At 62.0% G+C, this 23481-nt stretch carries 20 protein-coding genes; 3 read left to right on the top strand and 17 right to left on the bottom strand.

The annotated features are described in order from the left end of the window. Positions 1–35 precede the first annotated feature (35 nt). The 3 genes from V7714_RS09660 to V7714_RS09670 are packed head-to-tail and all read right to left on the bottom strand — an operon-like array spanning position 36 to position 2388. On the bottom strand, positions 36–764 hold the full coding sequence (locus tag V7714_RS09660) for a LytR/AlgR family response regulator transcription factor (RefSeq protein ID WP_335709524.1): 729 nt from the start codon (positions 762–764) through the stop codon (positions 36–38). Continuing rightward, complete coding sequence (locus V7714_RS09665) at positions 761–1789, bottom strand: sensor histidine kinase (protein WP_335709525.1); 1029 nt, start codon at positions 1787–1789, stop codon at positions 761–763. The genes V7714_RS09660 and V7714_RS09665 overlap by 4 nt, the downstream gene beginning before the upstream one ends. After that, entirely contained in the window at positions 1786–2388 is a 603-nt protein-coding gene (locus V7714_RS09670) for a hypothetical protein (protein ID WP_335709526.1), read from the bottom strand. The genes V7714_RS09665 and V7714_RS09670 overlap by 4 nt, the downstream gene beginning before the upstream one ends. 177 nt (positions 2389–2565) lie before the next feature. Between V7714_RS09670 and V7714_RS09675 the strand changes: the two genes are divergently transcribed. Further along, the gene (locus V7714_RS09675) at positions 2566–3192 is read left to right on the top strand and encodes a LysE family translocator (RefSeq protein WP_335709527.1); all 627 of its coding nucleotides are present in this window, start codon (positions 2566–2568) and stop codon (positions 3190–3192) included. A 452-nt stretch (positions 3193–3644) separates the two neighbouring features. Next, on the top strand, positions 3645–4676 hold the full coding sequence (locus tag V7714_RS09680) for a Glu/Leu/Phe/Val family dehydrogenase (protein WP_335709528.1): 1032 nt from the start codon (positions 3645–3647) through the stop codon (positions 4674–4676). Between the two features lie 154 nt (positions 4677–4830). On the opposite strand, the gene V7714_RS09685 is transcribed toward V7714_RS09680, so the two are convergent. The 14 genes from V7714_RS09685 to V7714_RS09750 form a co-directional block, all read right to left on the bottom strand. Beyond that, positions 4831–5340 carry a hypothetical protein gene (locus V7714_RS09685; RefSeq protein WP_335709529.1) on the bottom strand — a complete coding sequence of 170 codons (510 nt, stop codon included), beginning with the start codon at positions 5338–5340 and terminating at the stop codon, positions 4831–4833. Positions 5341–5508: 168 nt separating this feature from the next. Beyond that, on the bottom strand, positions 5509–5925 hold the full coding sequence (locus V7714_RS09690) for a tetratricopeptide repeat protein (RefSeq protein WP_335709530.1): 417 nt from the start codon (positions 5923–5925) through the stop codon (positions 5509–5511). Positions 5926–6075: 150 nt separating this feature from the next. After that, positions 6076–8943: an aminomethyl-transferring glycine dehydrogenase gene (gcvP, locus tag V7714_RS09695; RefSeq protein WP_335709531.1), complete on the bottom strand. Its 2868-nt coding sequence runs from the start codon at positions 8941–8943 to the stop codon at positions 6076–6078. A 99-nt stretch (positions 8944–9042) separates the two neighbouring features. Beyond that, positions 9043–9450 (bottom strand): hypothetical protein, encoded by a 408-nt coding sequence (locus tag V7714_RS09700; RefSeq protein ID WP_335709532.1) that lies wholly within the window; start codon positions 9448–9450, stop codon positions 9043–9045. 28 nt (positions 9451–9478) lie between these two features. After that, positions 9479–9868, bottom strand: coding sequence for a glycine cleavage system protein GcvH (gene gcvH / locus V7714_RS09705; protein ID WP_335709533.1), 390 nt, complete (start codon positions 9866–9868; stop codon positions 9479–9481). A 154-nt stretch (positions 9869–10022) separates the two neighbouring features. Further along, on the bottom strand, positions 10023–10907 hold the full coding sequence (locus tag V7714_RS09710) for a tetratricopeptide repeat protein (RefSeq protein WP_335709534.1): 885 nt from the start codon (positions 10905–10907) through the stop codon (positions 10023–10025). Between the two features lie 53 nt (positions 10908–10960). Beyond that, positions 10961–12058 (bottom strand): glycine cleavage system aminomethyltransferase GcvT, encoded by a 1098-nt coding sequence (gene gcvT / locus V7714_RS09715; protein WP_284195628.1) that lies wholly within the window; start codon positions 12056–12058, stop codon positions 10961–10963. A gap of 69 nt (positions 12059–12127) precedes the next feature. Continuing rightward, the gene (locus V7714_RS09720) at positions 12128–12676 is read right to left on the bottom strand and encodes a hypothetical protein (protein WP_335709535.1); all 549 of its coding nucleotides are present in this window, start codon (positions 12674–12676) and stop codon (positions 12128–12130) included. 7 nt (positions 12677–12683) lie between these two features. Then, entirely contained in the window at positions 12684–14663 is a 1980-nt protein-coding gene (locus V7714_RS09725; protein WP_335709536.1) for a ribonuclease catalytic domain-containing protein, read from the bottom strand. Positions 14664–15128: 465 nt separating this feature from the next. Further along, positions 15129–15929: a hypothetical protein gene (locus V7714_RS09730; RefSeq protein ID WP_335709537.1), complete on the bottom strand. Its 801-nt coding sequence runs from the start codon at positions 15927–15929 to the stop codon at positions 15129–15131. 242 nt (positions 15930–16171) lie between these two features. Then, positions 16172–17005 (bottom strand): hypothetical protein, encoded by an 834-nt coding sequence (locus tag V7714_RS09735; RefSeq protein WP_335709538.1) that lies wholly within the window; start codon positions 17003–17005, stop codon positions 16172–16174. 81 nt (positions 17006–17086) lie between these two features. Continuing rightward, positions 17087–17884 carry an abortive infection family protein gene (locus V7714_RS09740; protein WP_335709539.1) on the bottom strand — a complete coding sequence of 266 codons (798 nt, stop codon included), beginning with the start codon at positions 17882–17884 and terminating at the stop codon, positions 17087–17089. 446 nt (positions 17885–18330) lie between these two features. Continuing rightward, positions 18331–19986, bottom strand: a complete 1656-nt coding sequence (locus tag V7714_RS09745) for a methyl-accepting chemotaxis protein (protein WP_335709540.1) — start codon at positions 19984–19986, stop codon at positions 18331–18333. Between the two features lie 58 nt (positions 19987–20044). Beyond that, the gene (locus V7714_RS09750) at positions 20045–21139 is read right to left on the bottom strand and encodes an alkane 1-monooxygenase (RefSeq protein ID WP_335709541.1); all 1095 of its coding nucleotides are present in this window, start codon (positions 21137–21139) and stop codon (positions 20045–20047) included. Positions 21140–21277: 138 nt separating this feature from the next. On the opposite strand from V7714_RS09750, the gene V7714_RS09755 reads away from it, so the two are divergent. Further along, positions 21278–23455, top strand: coding sequence for a UvrD-helicase domain-containing protein (locus V7714_RS09755; protein WP_335709542.1), 2178 nt, complete (start codon positions 21278–21280; stop codon positions 23453–23455). Positions 23456–23481: the final 26 nt, after the last annotated feature.

Raw genomic sequence — 23481 nt, forward strand, 5'->3', positions numbered from 1 at the left:
CTTTGCGCCGCTTGATTCGTTCGACACACCCCACGCTACATCTGCTTGAACAGATGCTGATAGGGCTGGGTAACCACCAGCTCGGTTCCTTCCACCCATAGCCGCATGCCACCGCTGCCGTCGCGCGTGAGCTTTTCCACCCGGCCCAGGTTCACCACCGCCCCCCGGCTGATCTGGCAAAACCGCTCCGGCTCCAGGCTGGCGGCCAGCTCCTTGATGGTCTTGCGGATATGGGCATCAAAGCCAATGCCCAGCAGGCGGGTGTATTTGGCCTCCGCCACAAAGCCGGCAATCTCCTCCACCGGGATGATGCGCATCTGCAAGCCGCAGGCCGCATGTATCCAGCGCAGCCAGCCCGGCTCCTGCAGCCGCTGGGCCAGGAGGGATAGATCGGCAGGGGCTTGCAGCAGCCGCTGCTGCAGCCGGGTCACCGCCGTCGCCAGGCGTGCCAGATCCAGCGGTTTGAGCAGGTAATCCACTGCGCCGGCATCAAATGCCTGGATGGCGTAGTCATCGTAAGCGGTCAGAAACACCACATGGCAAAGGCCGGAGGCCGAGCGCGCCACCTCCATGCCGGATGCGCCGGGCATGCGTATATCCAGAAAAGCAATATCCGGCCTCAGCTGATTCAATGCGATCACGGCGGCCAGGCCGTCCTCGGCTTCGGCCACGATCTCCAGGTCCGGCCACAGCGCCGCCAACGCTTCACGCAGCCTGGCGCGCAGCAGTGGCTCGTCCTCGGCAATGATGGCCCTGGCTTTCATACGCCATCCTTGGCATGGACCAGGGGCAGGCACAGGGTCGCCAGCACGCCGCCCTCTGGCTTGGCCTCCAGCACCAGCTCGCCCTTGGCGCCATACAGCGCAAGCAGCCTTTGCCGCAGATTGCGCAAACCCACGCCACCTTGGCGCGAGCCGGTTTCATGAAAACCCAGGCCATCATCCGCCACGCTCAAGCGCAGCTGCGCATCGGCCTGGACGGCGGCAATCGTCACACTGCCGCCACCGGGCTTGCCCTCCAGGCCATGCTTGAGCGCGTTCTCCACCAGGGTGGCCAGCGCCAGCGGCGGCAATTGCGCCGCTTCCAACTCCGGCGGGCATTCAATCCGGAAGGTCAGCCGCTCGCCCATGCGTATCTGCATGATATCGAGGTAGGCGCGCACCCTTTCCAGCTCCTCCCCCAGCCTGACCTCCACCTGGCGGATTTCGGGCAGCGTCGCCCGCAGGTAGGCCAGCAGCCTGGCCAGCATCTGATCTGCCAGCGGCGCATCGCGCCGCAGCAGGTATTGCACATTGGCCAGGGTATTGAACAGAAAGTGCGGCTCTATCTGGCCTTGCAACGCGGCTAGCTGCGCCTCCAGCAGCGTCCGTTCGGCCGCATGTCGCTCGGCCTGGGCAGCCAGCAACGCCTGCTCACGCCAGCTCAGCCAGCGCCGCACCACACCGGGCAGCAACAACAGGCACAGCGCCAGCAGCACATACAACTGGTTGCGCCCAGGTGGGCGGGACGCCAGCTGGGCATGCTGGCGCAAATACTCCGCCACCAACCCGCCTACCCAAGCACCCAGGCCCAGCGCCGCCACCAGTGCCGCCAGCATGACCGCAGGGGCCGGCCAGCGGCGCGCCAGTTGCAGCGTGCCCAGCGCCAGCGCATAGGCCAGCAGCAATGCCGCCAAGTCTGCGGAGAAGCCCGCCGGCCAGCACCAGGCCAAAGCGAATGCCAGCAGCGCCATCAGCAGCGCTGTCAGGCTGGCCGCCGCAGTGAACGGCGCATAGGGATGATGGATCATGGCCTCAGCGTCAGATTCACCGCACGGCCTACGCTGGGTGCAACATCAATGGCCATGTGCAGCGGCATATTGCTGGCCTGCACCACCACCGGGCCGAGCGGCACCAGGCGCACATTGCGTATCCAGACCTTGCCCTTGCCCTGCAGCACCAGCCCAAAATCCAGCGAGCGGGTCTGCTCGTCCACCATGCCGCCCACCTGCACCTTGGTTTCGGTCCAATCCTTGCCGGCATTCCAGCCTGCGCCGGAATTCACCGATTCCCCCGTCTGCGTCCCTGGCTTCGGGCCTACTGTCCGCATGAACAGCTCCGCCCGCACTTTCGGGTCTTCCGTCTTGACCTCGGCGCTCAGCATCAGGGTCTGCCGGATATAGGGCCTGGCATCGATAGTCTGGGTCAAGGCGCCCAGCTGCTCGCCCGGCTCGCCCAGCGAGCGCAGGTAAACCGCCCCCTCCTGTTCGTCATACCCTACCTCGAACTGCTTGCCGACCTGGCCGGCAGCACTCCAGCCGGCGGGTACGCCGGGCCGCTCTGCCGCCGCAAGCGGTACATTCAATGCGCCAGCAACGACAACCGACAACAACAAGGCCTTGATTTGCATGATGGGATCTCCCGTGAGTTGATGAAGCACAGGAGGGACTCTAGGTAAGGTCAGGCGCATGGAGGAGACAGGCTGCGATGGATACCGGCAAGCTTACGATAAAACCGGGATTTTGCCCGACCTGGCCGTACGCGTTAGCATGGCTCACCTCTCCGTTCACGCTACAGGCAGTCTGTCATGTCCCTCCAACTCTGGCTCGCCTATGTCGGCGCCGTCTTCGTGATATCGGGCACGCCCGGCCCCAATATGTTGCTGGCCATGACCCACGGCATACACCATGGCCTGGGCCGTACCGCCAGCAGCACCATGCTGGGCCTGCTGGCCGGCCTGGCCGTCATCCTGTCCATCTCGCTGGGTGGCCTGGGCGCCGTGCTGCTGGCCTCCAGCCATGCTTTCGATGTCATCAAGTATGTGGGGGCGGCCTATTTGATCTACCTGGGCATCAAGACCTGGCGTGCCAGTGCCGATGGCCTGGAAACCGAGGGCAGGCCCGATGCCGACAGTGCCTGGGCGCGCTTTCGCATCGGCGTGCTGATCGCCCTATCCAACCCCAAGGCCATTCTGTTCGGGGTGGCGTTCTTCCCCCAGTTCATCGACGCCAGACAGCCCATGGCCGGCCAGGCCAGCCTATTGCTGCTGACCTTTGTGCTGATAGAGACAGGCTGGATGTGTGTGTATGCCGGCGGTGGTGCCCGCCTGGCCAGCTGGCTGCGCCAGCATGGCCGCATGCGCTGGTTCAACCGCGCAGCCGGGGGTGCCTTCGTGGCGGCAGGTGTGCTGCTAGGGGCATTCAAGCGCAGTTGAGAGCCTGTATGTACTTGCGTCATGTATGGGTGATGACGGGTGGAGCAGGCGCCAGGGGAACCCTGGCGCTAAACGTCAGCGCAGTCTGAACCAGTAGGCTCTCCCTTGATTGAGTCCACACCCCCCGCCCGCGCCGCCGCGCCGGAAGTCCACGTTGCACGGTGCGTGGAGGGAGCCTCACTAGCGCTCGTTCTGACCTGTGACTAACGCGCCTCATGGATGAGGCAGGGACCGCCCATCCTATATTGCTGAAAAATCAGGCACACACCCTAGCCATGACGGCTAACCCGCATTACGATTCGGCCTCGGTTGGCGACACAATTGCCGACCGCATGGCAGCGTGGTCTATCGCCGCGCTGCATGACCCGAAAAACACGATTTTTCTGCGGACCCAGCCTGCCGACCTAGCCTTCTCGCTTGCGTTGCCGGCCATTCCGCGCGGAGCCAAAAGCATGACCGCATTTGTATTCAGCGAACCCAACTTCGACAACCACGAGCAAGTGGTGTTCGTGTCCGAGCCCAAGTCGGGCCTCAAGGCCATCCTGGCTGTCCACAACACCAACCTGGGCCCCGCCATGGGCGGCTGCCGGATGTGGAACTACGCCAGCGAAGCCGACGCCGTTACCGATGTGCTGCGCCTGTCGCGCGGCATGACCTACAAGAACGCCGTTGCCGGCCTGCCCATAGGCGGCGGCAAGAGCGTGATCATCGCCAATCCCAAGACCGACAAGACCCCTGTGCTGTTCGAGGCACTGGGTGAAGCCCTGGAGCGCCTGGGCGGCCGCTATGTGACGGCCGAAGACGTGGGCACCAATACCGACGACATGGCCCATGTGGCCCGCAAGACCCGCCATGTGGCCGGCCTGGGCGAGACCGGCGATCCGTCGCCCTTCACCGCCCTGGGCTGCTTTGTTGGCGCACAGGCCGCCGTGAAGTACCACCTCAAGCGTGACTCCATGGAAGGCCTGGTCGTGGCCCTGCAAGGCCTGGGCAATGTCGGCTTCGACTATGCCCGCCGCCTGCGCCAGGCCGGCGCCAGGCTGATCGTCACCGATATCGACCAGGCAGCGCTGGAACGCGCCCGTACCGAGCTGGGCGCCGAAGTCGTGCCGGTGGACAGCATCTACGACGTGGAAGCCGACATCTACGCCCCCTGCGCCCTGGGCGCCACGCTGAACCCCAATACCCTGGGCCGCCTCAAGGTCAAGATCGTGGCTGGCGGCGCCAACAACCAGCTGGCTACCGCCGACATCGGCGAGTTCCTGCGCCAGAAGGGCATACTCTATGTGCCCGACTTCGTCATCAACGCCGGCGGCATCATCAAGGTCTGCTACGAGCACCTGAAGAAGCCGGAGAACGAAGTGGAAGCTCATGTACGCCGCATCGGCGACACGCTCACCGAGATATTCGAGCGCGCCGCCCATGAAGGCGTCGCCACCAGCGTGGAAGCCGACCGCGTAGCAGAATTGCGCTTCAAGCGTTAAGCATGACGATGTAGTCCTGGCACGCGACTGCCAGGGCGCTACATGGAACAGCCCGGCTCAGGCCGGGCTGTTTTGTTTTTCCCGGCCGCCGATCATGCGGGGTAGTACGGGATGAGACTCTTTCAGGGCATGACCGATGGCTGGCACCACCATGTCATGCGGAACTACCGCTGCGGCGAGGTATCACTGCAGCGCTGACCGATAGTTGAAAGTCGCCGTCGCCAGCGTGGCTGGCGTAATGGATAAGGGCAATACGGTCACCGTGTAGCCAATAGGCCAGTTCGCTGCTATCGAAATTGAACAGGGTATCGTCAAAATGTTCGCCGCTATCCGAGGGGCCGGTGATGCGCACGGCTGGCCCCATCACCTGTTCGACGGCGGAGATGGCGCGTTCGTAGATGCGATCATAGCTGGCTTCGTAGTCATACAACGTCTCGGGCTCTTCTGCCTCCTCATCCTCATTGTCCCAGCGGTCGGCTTCGCTATCGTGGTAGTCCCCGCAAAGGACGTCGATCAGGCGGTCGGGGGCATCGGCAAGAAATGTCTGATAGAACTCCCAGGCATAGGTGGTATTGGGTTCGGCAAGTTCGGTTGGAAATGGTCTGGCCAGCAAGGCGGCCAGTGTTTGCGGGGCTTGTTCGAGGCGTTCATCCAGGCTGGACATGGCAGGCTCCTGTTGAGTACGACACACACGACCTGGCCAGCCTGTTGTACCCACGCCCATCCACAATCGGATCTGCGCTGGCTACGCCGGTTTTGTGCGTTGCACTGGGGACGGACAGGTAAGCGCTGCCGCCTTTTCGGCCCCGTTGTATCGCCGGGGCCGTATCGATCAATGTTGGTGCACGCACGCCCGATACTTGGCGTCTTCATCCTCGAATACTTCTTCGCCACCTGTGGCATAGGCCAGGCTCAGGGCAACCACGGCCTGATCCAGCCGGCCCAGCTCAAACTCGCATTGGCCCAGGCGCAGCTGGATAAACGGGTTGGTTGACCCCTCCGGGCATTCCGATGCCTGTGCCAGCGCCTGCTGGCCACGGTCGTGCTCGCCCATCAGGAAGCAGGCGTCGCCTATGGCAGCCAGCACCCAGGTACTGGCTTCCCAGCGTTCCAGATCGCTGGGCAAGAGGGCGCGGGCCTCTTCGTACTTGGCCAGGGCGGCGTCGAAACGGCCCTTGTCGAATTGCTTGTCGCCTTCGTCCAGCAGCGCCTGTATGGGCTCCTGCAATATGGCCGGCAATGTGGTCATGAATCTGGCTCCCTATGAACAGAAGCCCGGACCAGGCCGGGCTTCAAACACTTTAACTCATGTGGCAGGGCGTGGGGGCACGCCCAAGCTCACCGCAGCGCACCGCCTCGGTAGCGGCCAATATCAGGTTGGCCGCTAGCCAGAAGGCGCTTAACGGTAGGCGTCGATGCTGGGGCAGGAGCAGACCACATTGCGGTCGCCGTAGGCATCATCAACCCGACCCACGCTAGGCCAGAACTTGTTCTCGCGCACCCATTCCAGCGGGTAGGCGGCCACTTCACGGCTGTAGGGGCGTTCCCACTGGCCCACCACGGCAAACTGGGTGTGGGGGGCGTTACGCAGCGGATTGTTGTCGGCCGGCCAGGTGCCTTGCTGTACCTGCTCCACTTCCTTGCGGATGGACACCATGGCATCGATAAAGCGATCCAGCTCAGCCTTGGATTCGGATTCGGTCGGCTCAATCATGAAGGTGCCGGGCACCGGGAAGCTCATGGTCGGCGCGTGGAAGCCGTAGTCCATCAGGCGCTTGGCGATATCCACCTCGGTCACGCCGCTGGCGGCCTTGAGCGGGCGCAGGTCGATGATGCATTCGTGCGCCACGCGGCCGTTCTTGCCGGTGTAGAGGATGGGGTAATGGGCCGACAGCTGCTTGGCCATGTAATTGGCGTTCAGCAGGGCTGCCTGGGTGGCCTTCTTCAAGCCGTTGCCACCCATCATGCGGATATACATCCAGGAGATGGGCAGGATGGAGGCCGAACCGAACGGTGCTGCCGATACGGCGGTCTGGCCACGGTGCGGGCCGTCGATCGGGGCCACCACATGGTTGGCCATATAGGGGGCCAGGTGGGCCTTGAGGCCGATGGGGCCCATGCCGGGGCCGCCGCCGCCGTGGGGGATGCAGAAGGTCTTGTGCAGGTTCATGTGCGACACATCGGCACCGATTTCGGCCGGCTTCACCAACGCCACCAGGGCGTTGAGGTTGGCACCGTCCATGTAGACCTGGCCGCCATGGGCGTGGATCACGTCGCAGATTTCGCGGATGGCTTCCTCGAACACACCGTGGGTGGACGGGTAGGTGATCATCAGGCAGGACAGGTTCTTGCTGTGTTCCTCTGCCTTGGCCTTGAGGTCGGCCACGTTGACGTTGCCGTTGTCGTCGCATGCCACCACCACCACCTGCATGGACATCATCTGCGCGGTAGCCGGGTTGGTGCCGTGGGCCGATTGCGGGATCAGGCAGATATTGCGATGCCCATCGCCACGGGCCTCGTGGTAGCGGCGGATGGCCAGCAGGCCGGCGTATTCGCCCTGCGCGCCCGAGTTGGGCTGCATGCAGATCTCGTCAAAACCGGTAATGGCCTTGAGCTGCTCGCTCAGGCCTTCCACCAGCTCCAGGTAGCCACGGGTCTGGCTGGCCGGGGCAAACGGGTGGATATCGCCGAACTCGGGCCAGGTCACCGGAATCATCTCGGCGGTGGCGTTCAGCTTCATGGTGCACGAACCCAGCGAGATCATGGCGTGATCCAGGGCCAGATCCTTGTTCTGCAGCTTCTTCATGAAGCGCAGCATCTCGGTCTCGGTGTGGTGGGCGTTGAACACCGGGTGGGTCAGGATGGCATCGGTACGCAGCATGCCGGCAGGCAGCGCAGCAACGCGTTCCTGGTCCAGCAATTCCACATCCAGGGCCTTGGCGGCTTCACCGACCAGGGCAGCCCACAGCGCCTTCACATCGGCACGGTTGCTGCGCTCGCCAAAGCTGATGCCCAGCTGGCTGCTGGAGACATGGCGCAGGTTGTAGCCGGCGCTCTGGGCGGCTTCGTAGGCGGCATGGGCCTTGGCGCCCAGGTCTACCACCACGGTGTCGAAGAAATGGCGGGTCTGCACGGTCACACCCACGCGCTTGAGGCCTTCGACAAAGATGGCGGTCAGGCGGTGGATACGGTCGGCGATGCGCTTGAGGCCGACCGGGCCGTGGTAGACGGCATACAGCGAGGCCATATTGGCCAGCAGTACCTGCGAGGTACAGATATTGGAGTTGGCCTTCTCGCGGCGGATATGCTGCTCGCGGGTCTGCAGGGCCATGCGCAGGGCGGGGTTGCCGGCCGAATCGACCGACACGCCGATGATGCGGCCAGGCACCGAGCGCTTGTACTCGTCGCGGGTGGCAAAGAAGGCTGCGTGCGGGCCACCGAAGCCCATGGGCACGCCAAAGCGCTGGGCCGAGCCCAGGGCGATGTCGGCGCCCAGCGCGGCCGGCGACTTCAGCACCACCAGGGCCATCGGGTCGGTAGCCAGGGCAACCAGGCCGCCCATGGCCTTGATGGCCGCCACGGCGGCTTCCAGCTCGGCGATTTCGCCGTTGACATTGGGGTACTGGAACAAGGCACCGAAGACTTCATGGTCCTTGGCCTCGGCCGCCGTGCCGTAGATCAGTTCCCAGCCAAAGGCCATGGCACGGGTTTTCATCACATCTATGGTTTGCGGCAGCGCGTCGCGGTCCACAAAGAAGCGGTTGGACTTGGACTTGGATACACGGCGGGCCATGGCCATGGCTTCGGCTGCAGCGGTGGCTTCATCCAGCAGCGAGGCATTGGCCAGCTCCAGGCCGGTCAGGTCCAGCACCAGTTGCTGGAAGTTCAGCAGGCATTGCAGGCGGCCCTGCGAAATCTCGGCCTGGTAGGGCGTGTAGGCGGTGTACCAGCCTGGGTTTTCCATCACGTTGCGCAGTATCACCTTGGGGGTGATGGTCTCGTGGTAGCCCATGCCGATGAACGAGCGGGCAATCACGTTCTTGCTGGCAATGGCGCGGATTTCCGCCAGCGCCGCTTCTTCGGTCACGGCATCGGGCAGCGCGCAGGGCGATCCGCCCAGGATGGTGCCTGGCAGCGTGTCCTTCACCATGGCCTCCAGCGAATCCGAACCCACGCTTGCCAGCATGCTGGCGATTTCGTGTTGATCGGGGCCGACATGGCGGTGGATGAATTCGTCGTGGTTTTCCAGCGAGAGAAGCGGCGTCATGGTATGACCCTTACTAGGTATGGTTCATCGCACGGGGCGATATTCAAAATGGCAAACCGGCCGCTTGTGGCGACCGGCGGGTATTGCTTGTGCGCAGCGTCAGAGCACTTTCTTGTAACGCACCACCATGCTGGCGGTATCGGCGCAGGTTTCGCCGGGGCGGGAGCAGCCCAGTACCGTCACTTCCAGCTCGCCGGGGGCCAGCAGGCGGCCACGCATGGGCAGGCTGAGCTTGCCGCTGTTGAGCGTGCCGGCAAACTCGCCGGCCTGCCCCAGTTGGGCCAGCAGGGTATCGGCCCAGGTGCCGGAAAGCGGCCCGGCCAGCTCAGGCTGACTGGCGCTGTTCGGTATCAGTTCCATGCCGATCAGCACCGTGCCGCTGGTGGTGACGATGAGATACTCGCCGTGCTGCGCCTGCCACACCCCGTCGAAGGCCTTGTCCGCAAGGGCCAGCATGGGTGCGGCAGCCAGCAACAGGGCAGCGAGGGTGGATTTCAGGCGCAGCATGGGGTGCCTCCTGTGCTCAATGACTAAATCAGGCGCCGATTTCCTTGCCATAGGCGGCGGCGTCCATCAGGCCGTCCAGATCAGCAGGGTTGGCCGGCTTGATCTTGAAGAACCAGCCTGCACCGTAGGGGTCGGTGTTGACCGACTCGGTGGCATCGGCCAGGGTTTCGTTCACGGCGAGTATCTCGCCAGCAATCGGGGCGTACACATCGGAAGCGGACTTGACCGACTCCACCACACCAGCCTGCTCGTCGGCGGCCAGTTGGGCGCCCACCTTGGGGACTTCCACAAACACCACATCGCCCAGCAGGCTCTGGGCATGGTCGGTAATGCCCACGGTCACGCTGCCGTCGGCTTCAACGCGCAGCCACTCGTGGCTGGCAACGTATTTCAGATCGCTGGGGATATGGGTGCTCATGGGATCGCTTCCGTTTGGGTGTGGCGCTTTTGGCGCCGGATTATCGGACCGGCCAGCAGGCACGGTTGGATTTTGCGCGGATTCTACCAAATCTGTAGGCAGTTACGCTGCTGCTACAGAGACTTATCTGTCGCGTTGTACATGAACCAAATTACTACTGCCCGGCCAGCTGCTTCATTCGTGCCAAGCGCTCGGCTTGATCGCGTTGCAGGAAGGCATCCTGCGACAGCGCCGCGTGGGCCAGGCCAAAGTAACGCCTGGCCTCGTCGCCCTGCTGGCGGGCCAGGTAGAGCTCGGCCAACTCCTCAAACACATAGCCGTCCACCTCGCCCGCCGCCGCATTGTCGCGTTCCAGTGCCAGCTGCTCGGCCAGGGCGGCTTCGTGCCTGCCCATCAGCCTGTGCACATGGGCCACCATCCAGCGGGCAACCCGCAACGGCCCCGCCTGGCCTTGCTGGCGGCGCTCGGCCAGTTGCTTCTCGAAGTAAGCCAGGGCGGGCTCGTACTGGCCCATGTCTTGATAGGCCATGCCGATATTGTTGTACAGCGAGGCCAGCCAGCGCTTGGCCCGGGGCTGCCTGCTGGCCTCGGCATAGGCCACGGCCTTGAGATTCCAGGCCAGTTGCTCGGCCGGCGGCACGGTAAACGGCACCATATGGGCGGCATCTACCGCCAGGTAGTCGGCCTCTATGCTGCGCGCCTTGTCCCAGGCCTGTTCAAACAGGGGGCGGGCCTTATCTTTCTGCTTGCCAGAATTGAACAAGCGGCCGCGTTCCAGCAGGTAGCGCACCGTCACGATGGGCGGCAACGCATCCAGCCGGGGGGCCAGCTGATCCAGCAGCGCATGGCCTTCGTCAAAGCGCTGCTGCAGCCCCAGCGTGCGGGCTACCTGGGTGGCGACCTGGGCCTGCTCGCTGCTGCCATCGGGGTAAGCCGCCATGGTGGCGCGAAAACGCTGCTCCACCGCCGCCACATCCCGGCTCTGCCAGATCAGGAATTCCTGCAGGGCATCGTCATCCTTGGGTCGTTCTGCGCTCATTGCGGCCCCCAGGCAAACAAGAAAAAGCGCCTCAATGAGGCGCTTGCTCAGACTCACTCGTAAACCTTCTTGCCATTGCGCACAAAGGGCATCTTCACCACGCGGGCCGGTTGCAGGGTGCCGCGCACATCCACCTGCACGGTGTCGCCTACCTTGACAGCCAGCGGCACGCGGGCCATGGCGATGGATACCTGCAGGGACGGCGAGAAGGTGCCGGAGGTAATCTCACCCTCGCCGGATTCGGCCACGACCTTCATATGGCCACGCAGCACGCCCTTGCCTTCGTAGACCAGGCCCACCTGCTTGAGCAGGGCGCCACCGGCGGCGCGGGCGGCTTTTTCCTTCTCTACCACGCTGCGGCCCACGAAATCACGGCTGGCGGGTTCCCAGGCGATGGTCCAGCCCATGCCAGCAGCCAAGGGCGAGGTGTTGTCGTCCATCTCGTTGCCGTACAGGTTCATGCCGGCTTCCAGGCGCAGGGTATCGCGCGCACCCAGGCCGGCAGGGGCCACGCCAGCGGCGATCAGGGCGTTCCAGAAAGGAATCGCCTCGGCCGCAGGCATGGAGATTTCCAGGCCGTCTTCACCGGTGTAGCCGGTGCGGGCAAAGAACCAATCACCCATGGGCAAGCCCTGGAACACCTGCAGGCCGGCAATCAGCTCGGCGGCGTCCGGGCGGGCAGCCTGGGCCTTGGCGATGGCATTGGGGCCTTGCACGGCAATCATGGCCAGGTCGCGGCGCGGGGTCAGTTCCACGTGGAACGATGCCGCAATCGGCGCCATCCAGGCCAGGTCCTTATCGGTGGTGCCCGCGTTCACCACCACGCGGTAGCCCCAACTGGTCTTGTAGACAATCAGGTCGTCGATCACGCCGCCGGCCTCGTTCAGCATGCCCGAATACAAGGCCTTGCCCTCGAAACCCAGCTTGGCCACATCGTTGCCGATCAGCTTCTGGAAGAACTCGGTAGCCCGCTCGCCACGCACGTCCACGGCCGTCATGTGCGACACATCGAACATGCCTGCATCGCCGCGCACCGCCTCGTGCTCCTTGATCTGGGAGCCGTAGTTGATCGGCATCTCCCAGCCGGCAAAGTCCACGATCTTGCCGTTGGCGGCCAGGTGCGCATCGAACAGGGGGGTACGTTGAGCCATGTTGTCTTCCTTATGAGAATCGTTTTTTAGGGGAGCGGCAGTGGGTAGCTGCCACCAGTTGGGTACAAATCAAGCGGCTTTATAGACGAAACAGCCATCCAGCAGGTATTCACCATTGGCCACCCGCCCTTCGGGGTCCACCCGGTCGAACGGTACTTCCTGGCCATTCACCACGATATAAGCCGGTATGGGCTTGCCCTGATACTGGCCCAGCACCGCATCGGCGCGGGGGTAATCCACGCTGGGCACTGGCTCTGCCTGGGGGGCAGGCTGCTCGCGCGCTGCCTGCCGCTGGCCATCCTCGCGGGCCTTCTGCTCGATGGCGTTGGCCGGCAGGCTGCGCAGGTAGAGCTTGAACAGGAAATTAGGCAACACCACCCGGCGCACGCGCTTCTCGTTGTCGATCACGCAGGCAATGGGGAACTGGGTATGGCAGCTGGGGCAATGGGCCGTGGCGGCCAGCGCCATATGGTCTTCCACCACGCGGGCAATGCCATGCATATGGCGCGCGTGCAGCAGCTGCTGGCACTTGATGCAGGGCTTGGAGAACTGCTTGACCAGGGTGCCATTGCCAAAACGCACGGGCAGGAAATGATCGATTCGATTATTGGGCTGCATGACAGGTTTACTCCTCGGCCGGGGTGGCCGGTGCTACAGGTGTTTCGGCCACGGCGGGCTCGGCCAGTTCCTCGGGCACTTCCGCCGCCTCGGCCACTTCTTCTTCCTCTTCCACCACGGCCACCGGTTCGCCGGCTTCCAGCAGGCGGCATTCCAGCGCCAGGTCGAGGTAGTCGGTGCTGATCAGTTGCAGCTTTACCGGGGTGCCGCGTGCCAGTTCGGGCAGGCCGGCAATCCGCAGAATCAAGGGCAGGCCGTCAAAGCGCACCAGGTTTTCCTTGATCACGGTGGCGCCTATCTCGCGCACGCCTTCCTGCTCCAGCCACTTCAGGCACCAGTAGCGCTCCATCCGGCCCTGGAATTCGGCATAGGCGTTATAGGTCTGGTCAAAATCGCGCAGGGCCGCAAACAGCATGGGGTCGCGCGGGGCATAGCGCGGCGGCGTGCCTTGCAGCATGGCCACCAATTGCTGCTGGTTGATGAAATCGGCCGCGCGGCGCAGCGGCGAGCTGGCCCAGCTGTACTGCGCCACCCCCAGGCCCACATGGGGCGAGGGCTGGGTGGTCATGCGCACCCGGCCCATGGCCTGGGCACGGTAGATGGCGGGTATGCGCGCATCGGCCAGCTGCTTGCCCCAGGTGGAATTGCACAGAATCATCAGCTCGGCCACCAGCTTGTCCATGGGGCTGCCGCGCTTGCGCGGATAGATACGCACCCGCTTGCCGCCCGCTTCGTCGCGGTCGATGGCAAAGCTGTAGTCCGGCCGCTCCACCCGGTTGGGGTCGTGCTTGCCACGGCCTATCTCCAGCGCAATGGCAAAGCGCCAGAGGAACATCAGCTCGGTCTTCCACGGATAGTCCGGCCCGCCATCGGCCAGGCCCACCGTCTCCTCGTTGAACACCGGGTCCAGATCGTGGTGGCGCAGGTTGGCCGCAATATGCACGCGGTCCAGCCGGCTTTCGCTGGCAATCACCTGCAGCTCGGGGTTCACCGTCACATACAGGCTTACCGCCGGGCAATCGCGGCCCTCGGCCAGCGTAAACGATTCCACCACCGCATCGGGCAGCATGGTGATCTTGTCGCCGGGGAAGTAGACGGTAGACAGCCGTGCCAGCACCACCTGTTCCATGGTGGCATCGGCCGCCATGCCCAAGGTGGGCGCCGCAATATGGATACCCACGCGGGTATTGCCATCGGGCAGCACCGTCACCGACAGCGCATCGTCTATCTCGGTGGTGGCAGCATCATCGATGGAGAAAGCCCGTACCCCGGCATCGGGCAGGTCAGCCGGCGCCGCCGGCAGCTCCATGGCCGGAAAGCCCGTCCCCTTGGGGAAGTACTCACTGAGGAAACCATCCAGCAGCCAGGTCTCCACATCGGGTATGGCGCCACAGCCGGCCAGCAGGCGCAGCGGTGACTTCTGCGCCGCATCGGCGGCGGCCGCCACAGCCTTCCATTCGATGGTGTTCTTGTCCGGCCGGTGCAGCAGGGTGCGGATATGCGATTTCAGCGCCTCGGGCAAGGTACCGGCCTGCAGCTCACGCTGCCATTCGGCCATCAGCGCCGCCTCGCGCGCCTTCTTCTCCATGCCGGATTTGGCCGCCCGCAGGTTGTCCTCGGGCGCCGCCTTGTAGCGGCCCCGGCCCTTGCGGTAGAAATACATGGGCGCACCATGCAGGCGCACCACCAGCGCCGCTTGCTCCAGCGCCGTTGGGTTGGGGCTGTAGTACTCGCGGGCCAGCTCCAGAAAGCCGAACTCCTCGGTACCCGCCACCTCCCACAAAAAGTCGAGGTCCAGCTGCTCGGCCATGGCCTGCGCCTGCGGCATGAAATCGGCGAGGGCGATCTTGTCGAAGCGCAACCGCACATCCACAGCCTTGATCTTGCTGCGCTTACCGCGCGCGTCCTCGATCTGCAGATTGGCGTCGGACTCGCTCATGATGGCAGCAACCTTGAAGTCGCCGCTTTCTTCGTAAAAGACGTTCATGCGTGGCCGCCCGGCAGGGCGAACTCTGGGGAGGGAAAGGGGGCGGATTATACCGGAGCCAGCCGCCACTGGCGGCCCGGGCTTGCCCTATTCGTCAAGGCTTTGCGACGGGCGGTGGGGCGGTGGTGGGTGTTTGATGTCGGCGCTGGGTGGGAGGGCTCGCTGGCGTCTGTGTTTGCGCAGGTGCGGCTACCGACGGCTATGCAGATTGCGGGTTGGCGGTTGTGATCTGTGGCTTTGCAAGGTGCCTAATCAATGGCTGCGTCTCGGCCAAAGTAGTCGCTCACCCTGACCGAATGAAGTGGCCGCTGTAACCCCTAATCCAGACTCAGCGTTCAAGGTTAGGGGCACTGCGCGACGCGTTATTGCGCAGCGTCCCCTGCAGAGCAGGGTTAGACAGCCGGAGCTACGCAGCCGCAGAGGGAACACAACGCGTAGCTTTGGGCTGTCCAGTTAACTGAAAGATTAGGGCTCACTGAAGTTAATTATTCTGCGCGCGCTCAATGTTTCACCTTCGGCCGACTGGATAAATAGATCGGCCATTATTTTCTTCTTGCTAGGATCTGCTGACACTGTAACTTGAAGATCACGCTGTATTGAATCACCAGGGAAAATTATAACCATATTAATTCCACTCTTTAATATTGACAACGGAGGTTGATTTACTGAGCTTATCAGGTTGAGCGATAGTGTAAGTGTTTCAGCTGAGTTGTTGATGATGGATATTGGAATGGTGACTGTGTTACTCTTAATCCTTGCAGAAGCAGTTGTTATTTTTAGCTTCTGCGAACTTATGGCTTGATAAATGGGATTTGCATCTCTCTTGTATATTTTTCCAATATTCCAGCCATGGGTTTCGCTTGATGTGATTTCATTGGAGAATGGTTCGGTTTCTTCATTTTTTGTTTTAGTTATGCCCGCCATATAGTCCACCCCTTTTATTGCAAGTAGGGCTATAAGTAAAATAAAGCCAAGAAACATAATAATTTCAACTCGCTGCTGTGCCGTTACAGGAACGTCTTCGAGTTTGGTAGCTATGGTGGCCTTGGTTTCTTTGGAAAGGCAGTTTACGATTTCAGAATGTGTAAATTTCCCGCCTTCTACCTGTAGCAATACGGAGCAATCATCCGCACTTCCGATACGAGGAACAATTAACTTCCCGGCCACGAGTGATGCGTCGGGGTTGTTGCTCCCAACCAGTTCGTAGTGCATCGATGGACTTAGCGATAATTCTATACTTTCTTCGGTTTTGAAGCCGCGATTCATTATGGAGATTTCTACAATCTGCCCTTTGTCAGAAATTCTAGAGTGAGAGAACAGTCTGGGAACGAGAACAACTAGGCGCGGCCGTCTAATCCATCCCAATAGACCGGCAACAATTAAACCGCCAGTTATTGTAAGCAATATCGAGAATGGATGTATATTCATATGGACCCTAACGTGAAGCCAATTCGACTGCGCGGATTTTTGCGCAGGTCAAGTTGAAAGTAGTGTTATGCCTTGCATAGTTACGCCGCAGCAGTTGCTTTGTATTGAACGACATACGTTCCGGTCTCAAGTAGGCCTGAGCGACTGATAAGATGAATATTGAAATCGGTTGTTTTGCCAACACCAGAATTAACCACGAGCTGTCTCAAATCAGAAGACGGGGCTGATGTCAATTGAACTTCAAGTTCCGGCAGGTTCGGAAACGATGGCGAAAACTTTCCTGTGGCAGTGGCGAACTTTGACGGCCGCAGCACATTAATAATTAACTCTCCAGACTTTTCCGTATCAGTATTTGTTAGCACGCTCTGTGTAATTCGAGCCACCGGCCCCTTGTCAATGGAGGGGAAAAAGGCCTTTGCTTTGGCTTCAACGACGGAAGCATTTAGCGTGGATACTTGCTCTCGTTGCAGACGAACGAGTTCTGCGAGCTTTTCTTCAAGGTCTTGCTTGTTAGTGGTGTTACCTGAAACCGCCTGGATCTGTACAGAAAGTTCTTCAACCTTTGCTGCAAGTTCAGCTTTTTGATCCGCAGATTCTTCACTTGTACCGCCATCAGTCCAGTAGCCAACAGCACGGCGGACAATCTCCGTTATTTCTGACTGAATACTGAGTACGGCTGTTTCAATTTTTGTGACGGCTTGTTGGGTTTTTTCAGATGCCTCTGTGGATTTTTTGTAGAACTCCCAAGAAAGCCAAGCCATGAAGATAGATAAAACGAAGGCTGCGATGGCTAGCGCAAATGAAATAAGTGAAAACAGGTCCATTTGATAGACCTTTGGTACTTCAACGGGTGTATCAGCCGCCCAACAGAAGATTGCTAATGCGCTAGCAAGAACACCAAATACTATTTTCATCGGTATGCGAGCCTTATAGAAGCATAACGTTTGAGATCAGTGGCTGCCGAAGGCAGTCCGCTGCAACGAAGGGTTGGGCGTCTACGATGAATGCCAGCGCTCCATGATGAATATTACCAACGAGTGCGATGCGTTCACCGCTAGGCGTGCTTCCGAGATCTCCAGTGATGGCGGACTTACTCCTCGACCATGCGCCGAGCCTATGTGCGTTCGATATGCGCCAACACCATCGACGATGGAAGCCAGCCCTTGAAGGATTCTCTTCTGATCGTCTCGGAGCGTTGGGTCTAGATTGAGACCCAAGTGACTCTGCACAGTACGCCAAAGAGGCGTTACCGTCTGGTTGGCGGGCATTTCAAGTGCAAACGTCTCGATGTACGTTTTGCAGGTCGCCTCAATGATTGAGCATGCCGCAGTGATGGCCGCATGGGGATCACGCTCAAGCTGCCCGATAGCCCGTCCAAACTCTGCCTCCACAGAGGCAAAGTCTCCGGCCCGAAGGAAGTCAGCAAGTGTTTTTGTGGCTAGGCTTGCTCCGGCGAGCCCGACGTAGCCATTTACTTGATATGTGAGTTGGTTCTTCCCGAGGCTCTCGCGTATGCGCTTTTGACCCTCAGCGATATCGGGGCGCCAGTCAACGGGTTCTTGATCCATAAACTTCTGAATGACTTGACCCAGTACTGCCAAGGCATCGACTGATGGATCTTCATTGCATCGCTTGAGCCAGAGGGAGCATTTCGTCTCGCAGTTTCCAGAAGGAACGTCACCAGGTGCACCGCTTTCCATAAAGAGCGAGTTAAGCGTTGAATGGCTGTAGTAGTACGCGCCTATTACAGATGCTACCGCGCCGATAACCGAATTTGGAATCTTGGTAGCCAAACCTCTCTCCAGACGCTCAACGTTAATTAGACGTCCTATAAGACGCGTTTGAATACGTCACTGCGACGTCTAAATGTCGGACATCACGCGACTAGTACGAGATTTGTAACATCTTTTGCGCCGTTAGGCACCCTACAATCTGGGGAAATACGTCACTGGCAGTGGTCCGCCCCCCCGGATTTACTCCAGGCAGAACTGGAAATTCTCGCCAGGTCGGACCTACCGTAGCGCAGATAGTGCGAAGGGAGCTAGTGATCACATCCGCTTAGAGCTGGAAACAGGCAGCCTACTGAGGGACCATAAATGCCTGCTTTGGCCGAACACCAGTCACACGGGCTTGCCAGACTGGTGGTCTGCGCTTGATCAACAGTGCTGCATACCCACCTACCTTAGCCTCATTAGTCACCACCTCAACCAAGCTATCCGCCCCGACATCTCAATCCCCTCTACACCGCAAACCTCGCCACCGCCCCCCCCAACGACTGCGACAAGGCATGCAGCCCCCGTGAAGTCGCATCCAGCGATTCCACGCCCAGCTTGGTCTCCTCGGCCATGGCGGCCAACGATTCAACATGGCGGGCCAGTTCCACGCTGGTGGCCTGTTGTTCGCCCAGGCGGTCCGAAAGGTCGTCTACCCGTGCCAGGGTGCCGTTGGCAGCCTGTTCGACCTGGTTGACTGAGTCGGCGGCGGCCGACATGGTCTGCACCACCCCGCCTATCTGGCCCAGGGCGGCTTGTACGCTTTGTTCGGCCTGCTCTACCCCGACCCGCATCTGCGCCAGGGTGTGGGTGATTTCGCGGGTGGATAGCGCGGTGCGCTCGGCCAGTTTGCGTACTTCGTCGGCCACCACGGCAAAGCCCCGGCCTGCTTCGCCGGCGCGGGCGGCTTCGATGGCGGCGTTGAGGGCCAGCAGGTTGGTCTGTTCGGCCACGTCCTTGATCACGCCCACCACGGCGCCTACCTGTTGCGAGGCGTCGTCCAGTGATTCCATGCGTTCGTTGGCTTCGATCAACCGGCTTGCCAGGGCGTCGACCTGGGCGGTGGCGGCGGAGATGGCCTCGTGGTTCTGGGCAGACAGGCTGCCGGCGCGCTGGCTCTCTTGCCGGGCTTCGCGGGCGTTGGCGGCGATCTCGTGGATGCCGACGGCAAAGTTCTCGACGGCGGCGGCCATCTCTGCGGCCAGTTCCTGCTGCATCTGGCTTTGCCCCAGGGTGGTGCCGGCCACCTGGGCCAGTTGCCCGGCGTCGCCGCCCAGCCGGCCGGCCTGGTTCTGGATGCCGCCTATCAGCTCGCGCAGGTTTTGCTGCATCAGGCGTAACCGCCCCAGCAGGCTGTGTTCGTGGGCCTGGGCGATGGGGGAGGCCAGGCCCAGCGCCAGGCCAGCCAGGTTGACGGCAATGGCCAGCCAGACCAGCCACAGGTCGAAGGTTTTCTTGGCCTGCGCGGCCTGCACGGCGCCTTCGGTGCGTTGCTCCATCAGCAGGTAGAAGGCATCGACCGGTTTCATGATGCGGGCTTTTTCGGCATGGTAGGTACTGTCGTGCATCAGCCGGCGGGCCAGTTCCAGGTCGGGCTCACCCGTTTTGCTAAAGCCACCCTGGCCATCGTCGAAGCGGCCTTTGACGGCGTTCATGGCGATGGTCTCGGTCTTGACCAGGCCGTCTGAATTGGCCTTGGCCTCGTTCAGCTTGGCGAACTCGGCTTCGCTGAAGCCGGCGGCCTTCATCATGTCCAGCAGGGCCACGGGCCGGCCATCGGGCCGGGGCTTGGCCTCGCCTGCGGCGACAAAATCCCAATAGATGCGGTGATAGGCCTCGGGCAGCGGCTTGTCGCCGTTGCGGATGGCGATCACATCCCAGTATTGCCGCTCGTAGGCGGGGTCGCCGGTCACCACATAGGTGCGTGCCAGCCGGGTCAGGTCGTCGGAGCTTTGCCGCAGGGTATCGGCCAATAAATAGGACTGATAGCGGTTGGCCTGGGCCTGGCTGAGTTCGTCGATGGCGGCCGACAGGCGGCCAAGGGTGAACAAGATCAGCAGTACCAGCAGCAGCGATGCGGCGGTGAGCCAGATAAACAAGGAACGCAGGCGCAGCTGGTACATGGTGGGGCCTCGGCGGAATCGGCAGGTCGAGTACCCGGTTTAGCTGAGCTGGCTGGGGCTATGAATCATTCATTTGGGGTAAATCGCCCCATTTTTTTGCACGCGGGTTCATGACCTTGAACCACAGGGGCGGTATCAGGGCCAGCGGTATCATGCCGGCATAGCCCGATGGCAGTTGCGGCGCATCGGGGAAGGGGCGCAGGGCCTGGTAGGGGCGGCTGGGGTGGGCGTGGTGGTCGGCATGGCGCTGCAACTGGTAGACAAACAGATTGGAGAACAGGTGGTTACTGTTCCAGGAATGCCGGGGAGCAACGGGCTCGTAGCGGCCATCAGGCAGGGCGCGCCGTTGCAGGCCGTAGTGTTCCAGGTAGTTCACCACTTCCAGCAGGCTGAAGGCCATGACGGCCTGCACCAGCCAGAACAGCAGGGCCCACGGCCCCAGCGCCAGGGTGATGGCCAAGCCCAGGGCCAGCGGTATGCCGCAGTGCCGCCACATGGCATTTCGCCAGTGCCAGCGGCTGTGGCCCAGCCGTGCCATGCGTTCGAACTCCAGCCGCCAGGCGGCCTGCCAGGTGGCGGGCACGCAGCGCAGATAGAAGCGGTAGAACGATTCGCCATAGCGGGCGGTGGCCGGGTCGCCCGGTGTGGCCACCCAGGCATGGTGGCCGCGATTGTGTTCGAGCGTGAAGTGGCCGTAGCACACCGGCTGCAGCAGCAATTGCGCCAGCAGGCGCTCCAGCCGGGTGCGGCGGTGGCCCAGCTCGTGCGCCACCACAATGGCGATGCCGCCCACCACGCCCATGCTGAGGGTGGCACCCAGGCGGGTGGCGCTGCTCCAGTCCGGCCCGGCGGCGCACCACAGCCCCAGCAGCAGGGCGGCCCAGTAGGCCGGTACGTAAAGGTAGATGACCAGGTCGAACCAGTAGTGCCGCTGGGGCTCGCCCGCCTGTACCGGGGGCGAGGGGTCGTCACCCAGTAGCCAGTCCACGCATGGCGCCAGCACAAACGAGACCGCCAGCAGGTGCCAGGCGCGCCAGCCGCCTTCCAGAAAACCCGCCATGGCCTGCAGCGGCGTAATCAAGGCCACCATAAAGCCAAGCTGCTTGAACAGGCGCCAGGCCGTGCCTGGTGCTGGGTGGAGTAGCGACGACATGGGCGGGGTTCCCTGGCCTGTTGACCATCTCAATTTACGCCGGGCCATCGCGCATCACAAGACACTGATCGCACGGGTTTCTACGGGGCGGCGGGCAGGCTTGCTAGAATGGGCGCCAACCCTATCTCCGGCCCTCCTATGTCGTCCTCGCTGCTCAACGGCCTTAATCCCGAACAACTCGCCGCCGTCACCCTGCCGGCCGTGCCCGCCCTGATACTGGCCGGTGCCGGATCGGGCAAAACCCGCGTACTGACCACCCGCATTGCCTGGCTGCTCAGCACCGGCCAGGTCAGCCCCCAGGGCATACTGGCCGTGACCTTTACCAACAAGGCCGCCAAGGAGATGCTGACCCGTATCTCGGCCCAGCTGCCCATCAATGCGCGCTCGTTGTGGGTGGGCACCTTCCATGGCCTGTGCAACCGGCTGCTGCGGCTGCACTGGCGCGATGCCGGCTTGCCGCAGGCTTTCCAGATACTCGACAGTGCCGATCAGCTGGCGGCCATCAAGCGGCTGTTGAAGGCGCTCAATATCGACGACGAGAAGTATCCGCCGCGCGATCTGATGCACTTTATCAATGCCAACAAGGAAGAAGGCCGCCGTGCCCATGAGGTGGAATCGTGGGACGACTACACCCGCCAGCTCAAGCAGCTGTACGAGGAATACGAGCGCCAGTGCCGCCGCGAAGGCGTGGTGGATTTTGCCGAGCTGCTGCTGCGCAGCTACGAGCTGCTGCGCGACAACGCGCCCTTGCGCCAGCATTACAACGCCCGCTTCCGCTATATCCTGGTCGATGAGTTCCAGGACACCAACCGCCTGCAATACCGCTGGCTCAAGCTGCTGGCCGGCAAGGCCGATCCGCTCAACCGGGCGCTGGGCAAGGTCGATACCGCCACGGGTGAGACCATCCCCGAGGCGGCGGTGTTTGCGGTGGGCGACGACGACCAGAGCATCTATGCCTTCCGTGGCGCCAATGTGGGCAATATGCGCGATTTCGAGTCGGATTTCGCGGTCAAGACCGTGATACGGCTGGAACAGAACTACCGCTCCCACGGCAATATCCTGGATGCGGCCAACGCCCTGATTACCCATAACCGGGGCCGCCTGGGCAAGAACCTGTGGACCGAGGAATGCGCCGGCGACCCCATTCGGGTGTTCGAGGCCGCCAGCGATTTCGAGGAAGCCCAGTTCGTGGTTGACGAGGTACGCCAGCTCAACCGCGAGGGCCAGGCGCTCAGCGATATGGCCGTGCTGTACCGCTCCAACGCGCAATCACGGGTGCTGGAGCATGCCTTGTTCCAGGCTGGCCTGCCTTACCGGGTGTATGGCGGCCTGCGCTTTTTCGAGCGGCAGGAAATCAAGCACGCACTGGCTTATTTACGGCTTATCGCCAATGTGGAGGATGACAACGCCCTCTTGAGAGTGATCAACTTCCCGGCACGGGGCATAGGCAACCGCACGTTGGAATTGCTGGGCGAAACCGCGCGCGGCACCGGCACCAGCATCTGGCAGGCCGCCTGCTCGGGAGGGGCCGGCCGTAGCGCCGCCGCCGTGGGCCGGTTTGTGCAGCTGATCGAGGGCATGCGCGCCCAGGCCGATGGCCTGAGCCTGCCCGAGCTGGTGCAGCTGGCCATCGAGCAATCGGGCTTGCTGGAGTTCTACCGCAACGACAAGGAAGGTCAGGACAGGTTGGAAAACCTGGAACAGCTGGTCTCTGCCGCCGCCCGCTTCGTGCAGGACAACGAAGACAGCGTGGTCGACTTCCTGGCCCAGGCCAGCCTGGAGGCGGGCGAGCACGAGGCCGCACCCGGCCAGGATGCGCTGCAGCTGATGACGGTACACGCCGCCAAGGGGCTGGAATTCCACGCGGTGTTCCTGACCGGTGTCGAAGAAGGCCTGTTCCCCCACGACAACAGCATCAACGATCCGCAATCGATAGAAGAGGAGCGCCGGCTGGCCTATGTGGCGATTACCCGCGCCCGCCGCCGGCTGTATATCAGCTTGGCGCAAAGCCGCATGCTGCATGGCCAGACGCGCTTTTCCATTGCCTCGCGCTTTTTGAGCGAGATACCGGAAGACCTGCTGAAATGGTTGAACCGGGGCTATGCCCCGGCCGCCATGCCGGCCCGCAAGCCGGAGAAAGCCGCGCCCGAGCACGGCATGCGGGTGGGGGCCAGCGTGGCGCATCCCAAGTTCGGCACCGGCGTGGTGATCGACTACGATGGAACAGGCAAGGGTGCCAATGTGCAGGTGAATTTCGGTGCTGCCGGCGTCAAGTGGCTGGCGCTGGATTATGCAAAGCTCACCTTGGTGAGCTAACAATATAATCTGGGCCGCCTTGCTGC

The sequence above is a fragment of the Chitinimonas sp. JJ19 genome (assembly GCF_036961565.1).
Lineage (GTDB): Bacteria > Pseudomonadota > Gammaproteobacteria > Burkholderiales > Chitinimonadaceae > Chitinimonas.

Coding starts and splice junctions, on each gene's coding strand:
- V7714_RS09660 (WP_335709524.1), bottom strand. CDS start 764: ATGAAAGCCAGGGCCATCATTGCCGAGGACGAGCCACTGCTGCGCGCC.
- V7714_RS09665 (WP_335709525.1), bottom strand. CDS start 1,789: ATGATCCATCATCCCTATGCGCCGTTCACTGCGGCGGCCAGCCTGACA.
- V7714_RS09670 (WP_335709526.1), bottom strand. CDS start 2,388: ATGCAAATCAAGGCCTTGTTGTTGTCGGTTGTCGTTGCTGGCGCATTG.
- V7714_RS09675 (WP_335709527.1), top strand. CDS start 2,566: ATGTCCCTCCAACTCTGGCTCGCCTATGTCGGCGCCGTCTTCGTGATA.
- V7714_RS09680 (WP_335709528.1), top strand. CDS start 3,645: ATGACCGCATTTGTATTCAGCGAACCCAACTTCGACAACCACGAGCAA.
- V7714_RS09685 (WP_335709529.1), bottom strand. CDS start 5,340: ATGTCCAGCCTGGATGAACGCCTCGAACAAGCCCCGCAAACACTGGCC.
- V7714_RS09690 (WP_335709530.1), bottom strand. CDS start 5,925: ATGACCACATTGCCGGCCATATTGCAGGAGCCCATACAGGCGCTGCTG.
- gcvP (WP_335709531.1), bottom strand. CDS start 8,943: ATGACGCCGCTTCTCTCGCTGGAAAACCACGACGAATTCATCCACCGC.
- V7714_RS09700 (WP_335709532.1), bottom strand. CDS start 9,450: ATGCTGCGCCTGAAATCCACCCTCGCTGCCCTGTTGCTGGCTGCCGCA.
- gcvH (WP_335709533.1), bottom strand. CDS start 9,868: ATGAGCACCCATATCCCCAGCGATCTGAAATACGTTGCCAGCCACGAG.
- V7714_RS09710 (WP_335709534.1), bottom strand. CDS start 10,907: ATGAGCGCAGAACGACCCAAGGATGACGATGCCCTGCAGGAATTCCTG.
- gcvT (WP_284195628.1), bottom strand. CDS start 12,058: ATGGCTCAACGTACCCCCCTGTTCGATGCGCACCTGGCCGCCAACGGC.
- V7714_RS09720 (WP_335709535.1), bottom strand. CDS start 12,676: ATGCAGCCCAATAATCGAATCGATCATTTCCTGCCCGTGCGTTTTGGC.
- V7714_RS09725 (WP_335709536.1), bottom strand. CDS start 14,663: ATGAACGTCTTTTACGAAGAAAGCGGCGACTTCAAGGTTGCTGCCATC.
- V7714_RS09730 (WP_335709537.1), bottom strand. CDS start 15,929: ATGAATCGCGGCTTCAAAACCGAAGAAAGTATAGAATTATCGCTAAGT.
- V7714_RS09735 (WP_335709538.1), bottom strand. CDS start 17,005: ATGAAAATAGTATTTGGTGTTCTTGCTAGCGCATTAGCAATCTTCTGT.
- V7714_RS09745 (WP_335709540.1), bottom strand. CDS start 19,986: ATGTACCAGCTGCGCCTGCGTTCCTTGTTTATCTGGCTCACCGCCGCA.
- V7714_RS09750 (WP_335709541.1), bottom strand. CDS start 21,139: ATGTCGTCGCTACTCCACCCAGCACCAGGCACGGCCTGGCGCCTGTTC.
- V7714_RS09755 (WP_335709542.1), top strand. CDS start 21,278: ATGTCGTCCTCGCTGCTCAACGGCCTTAATCCCGAACAACTCGCCGCC.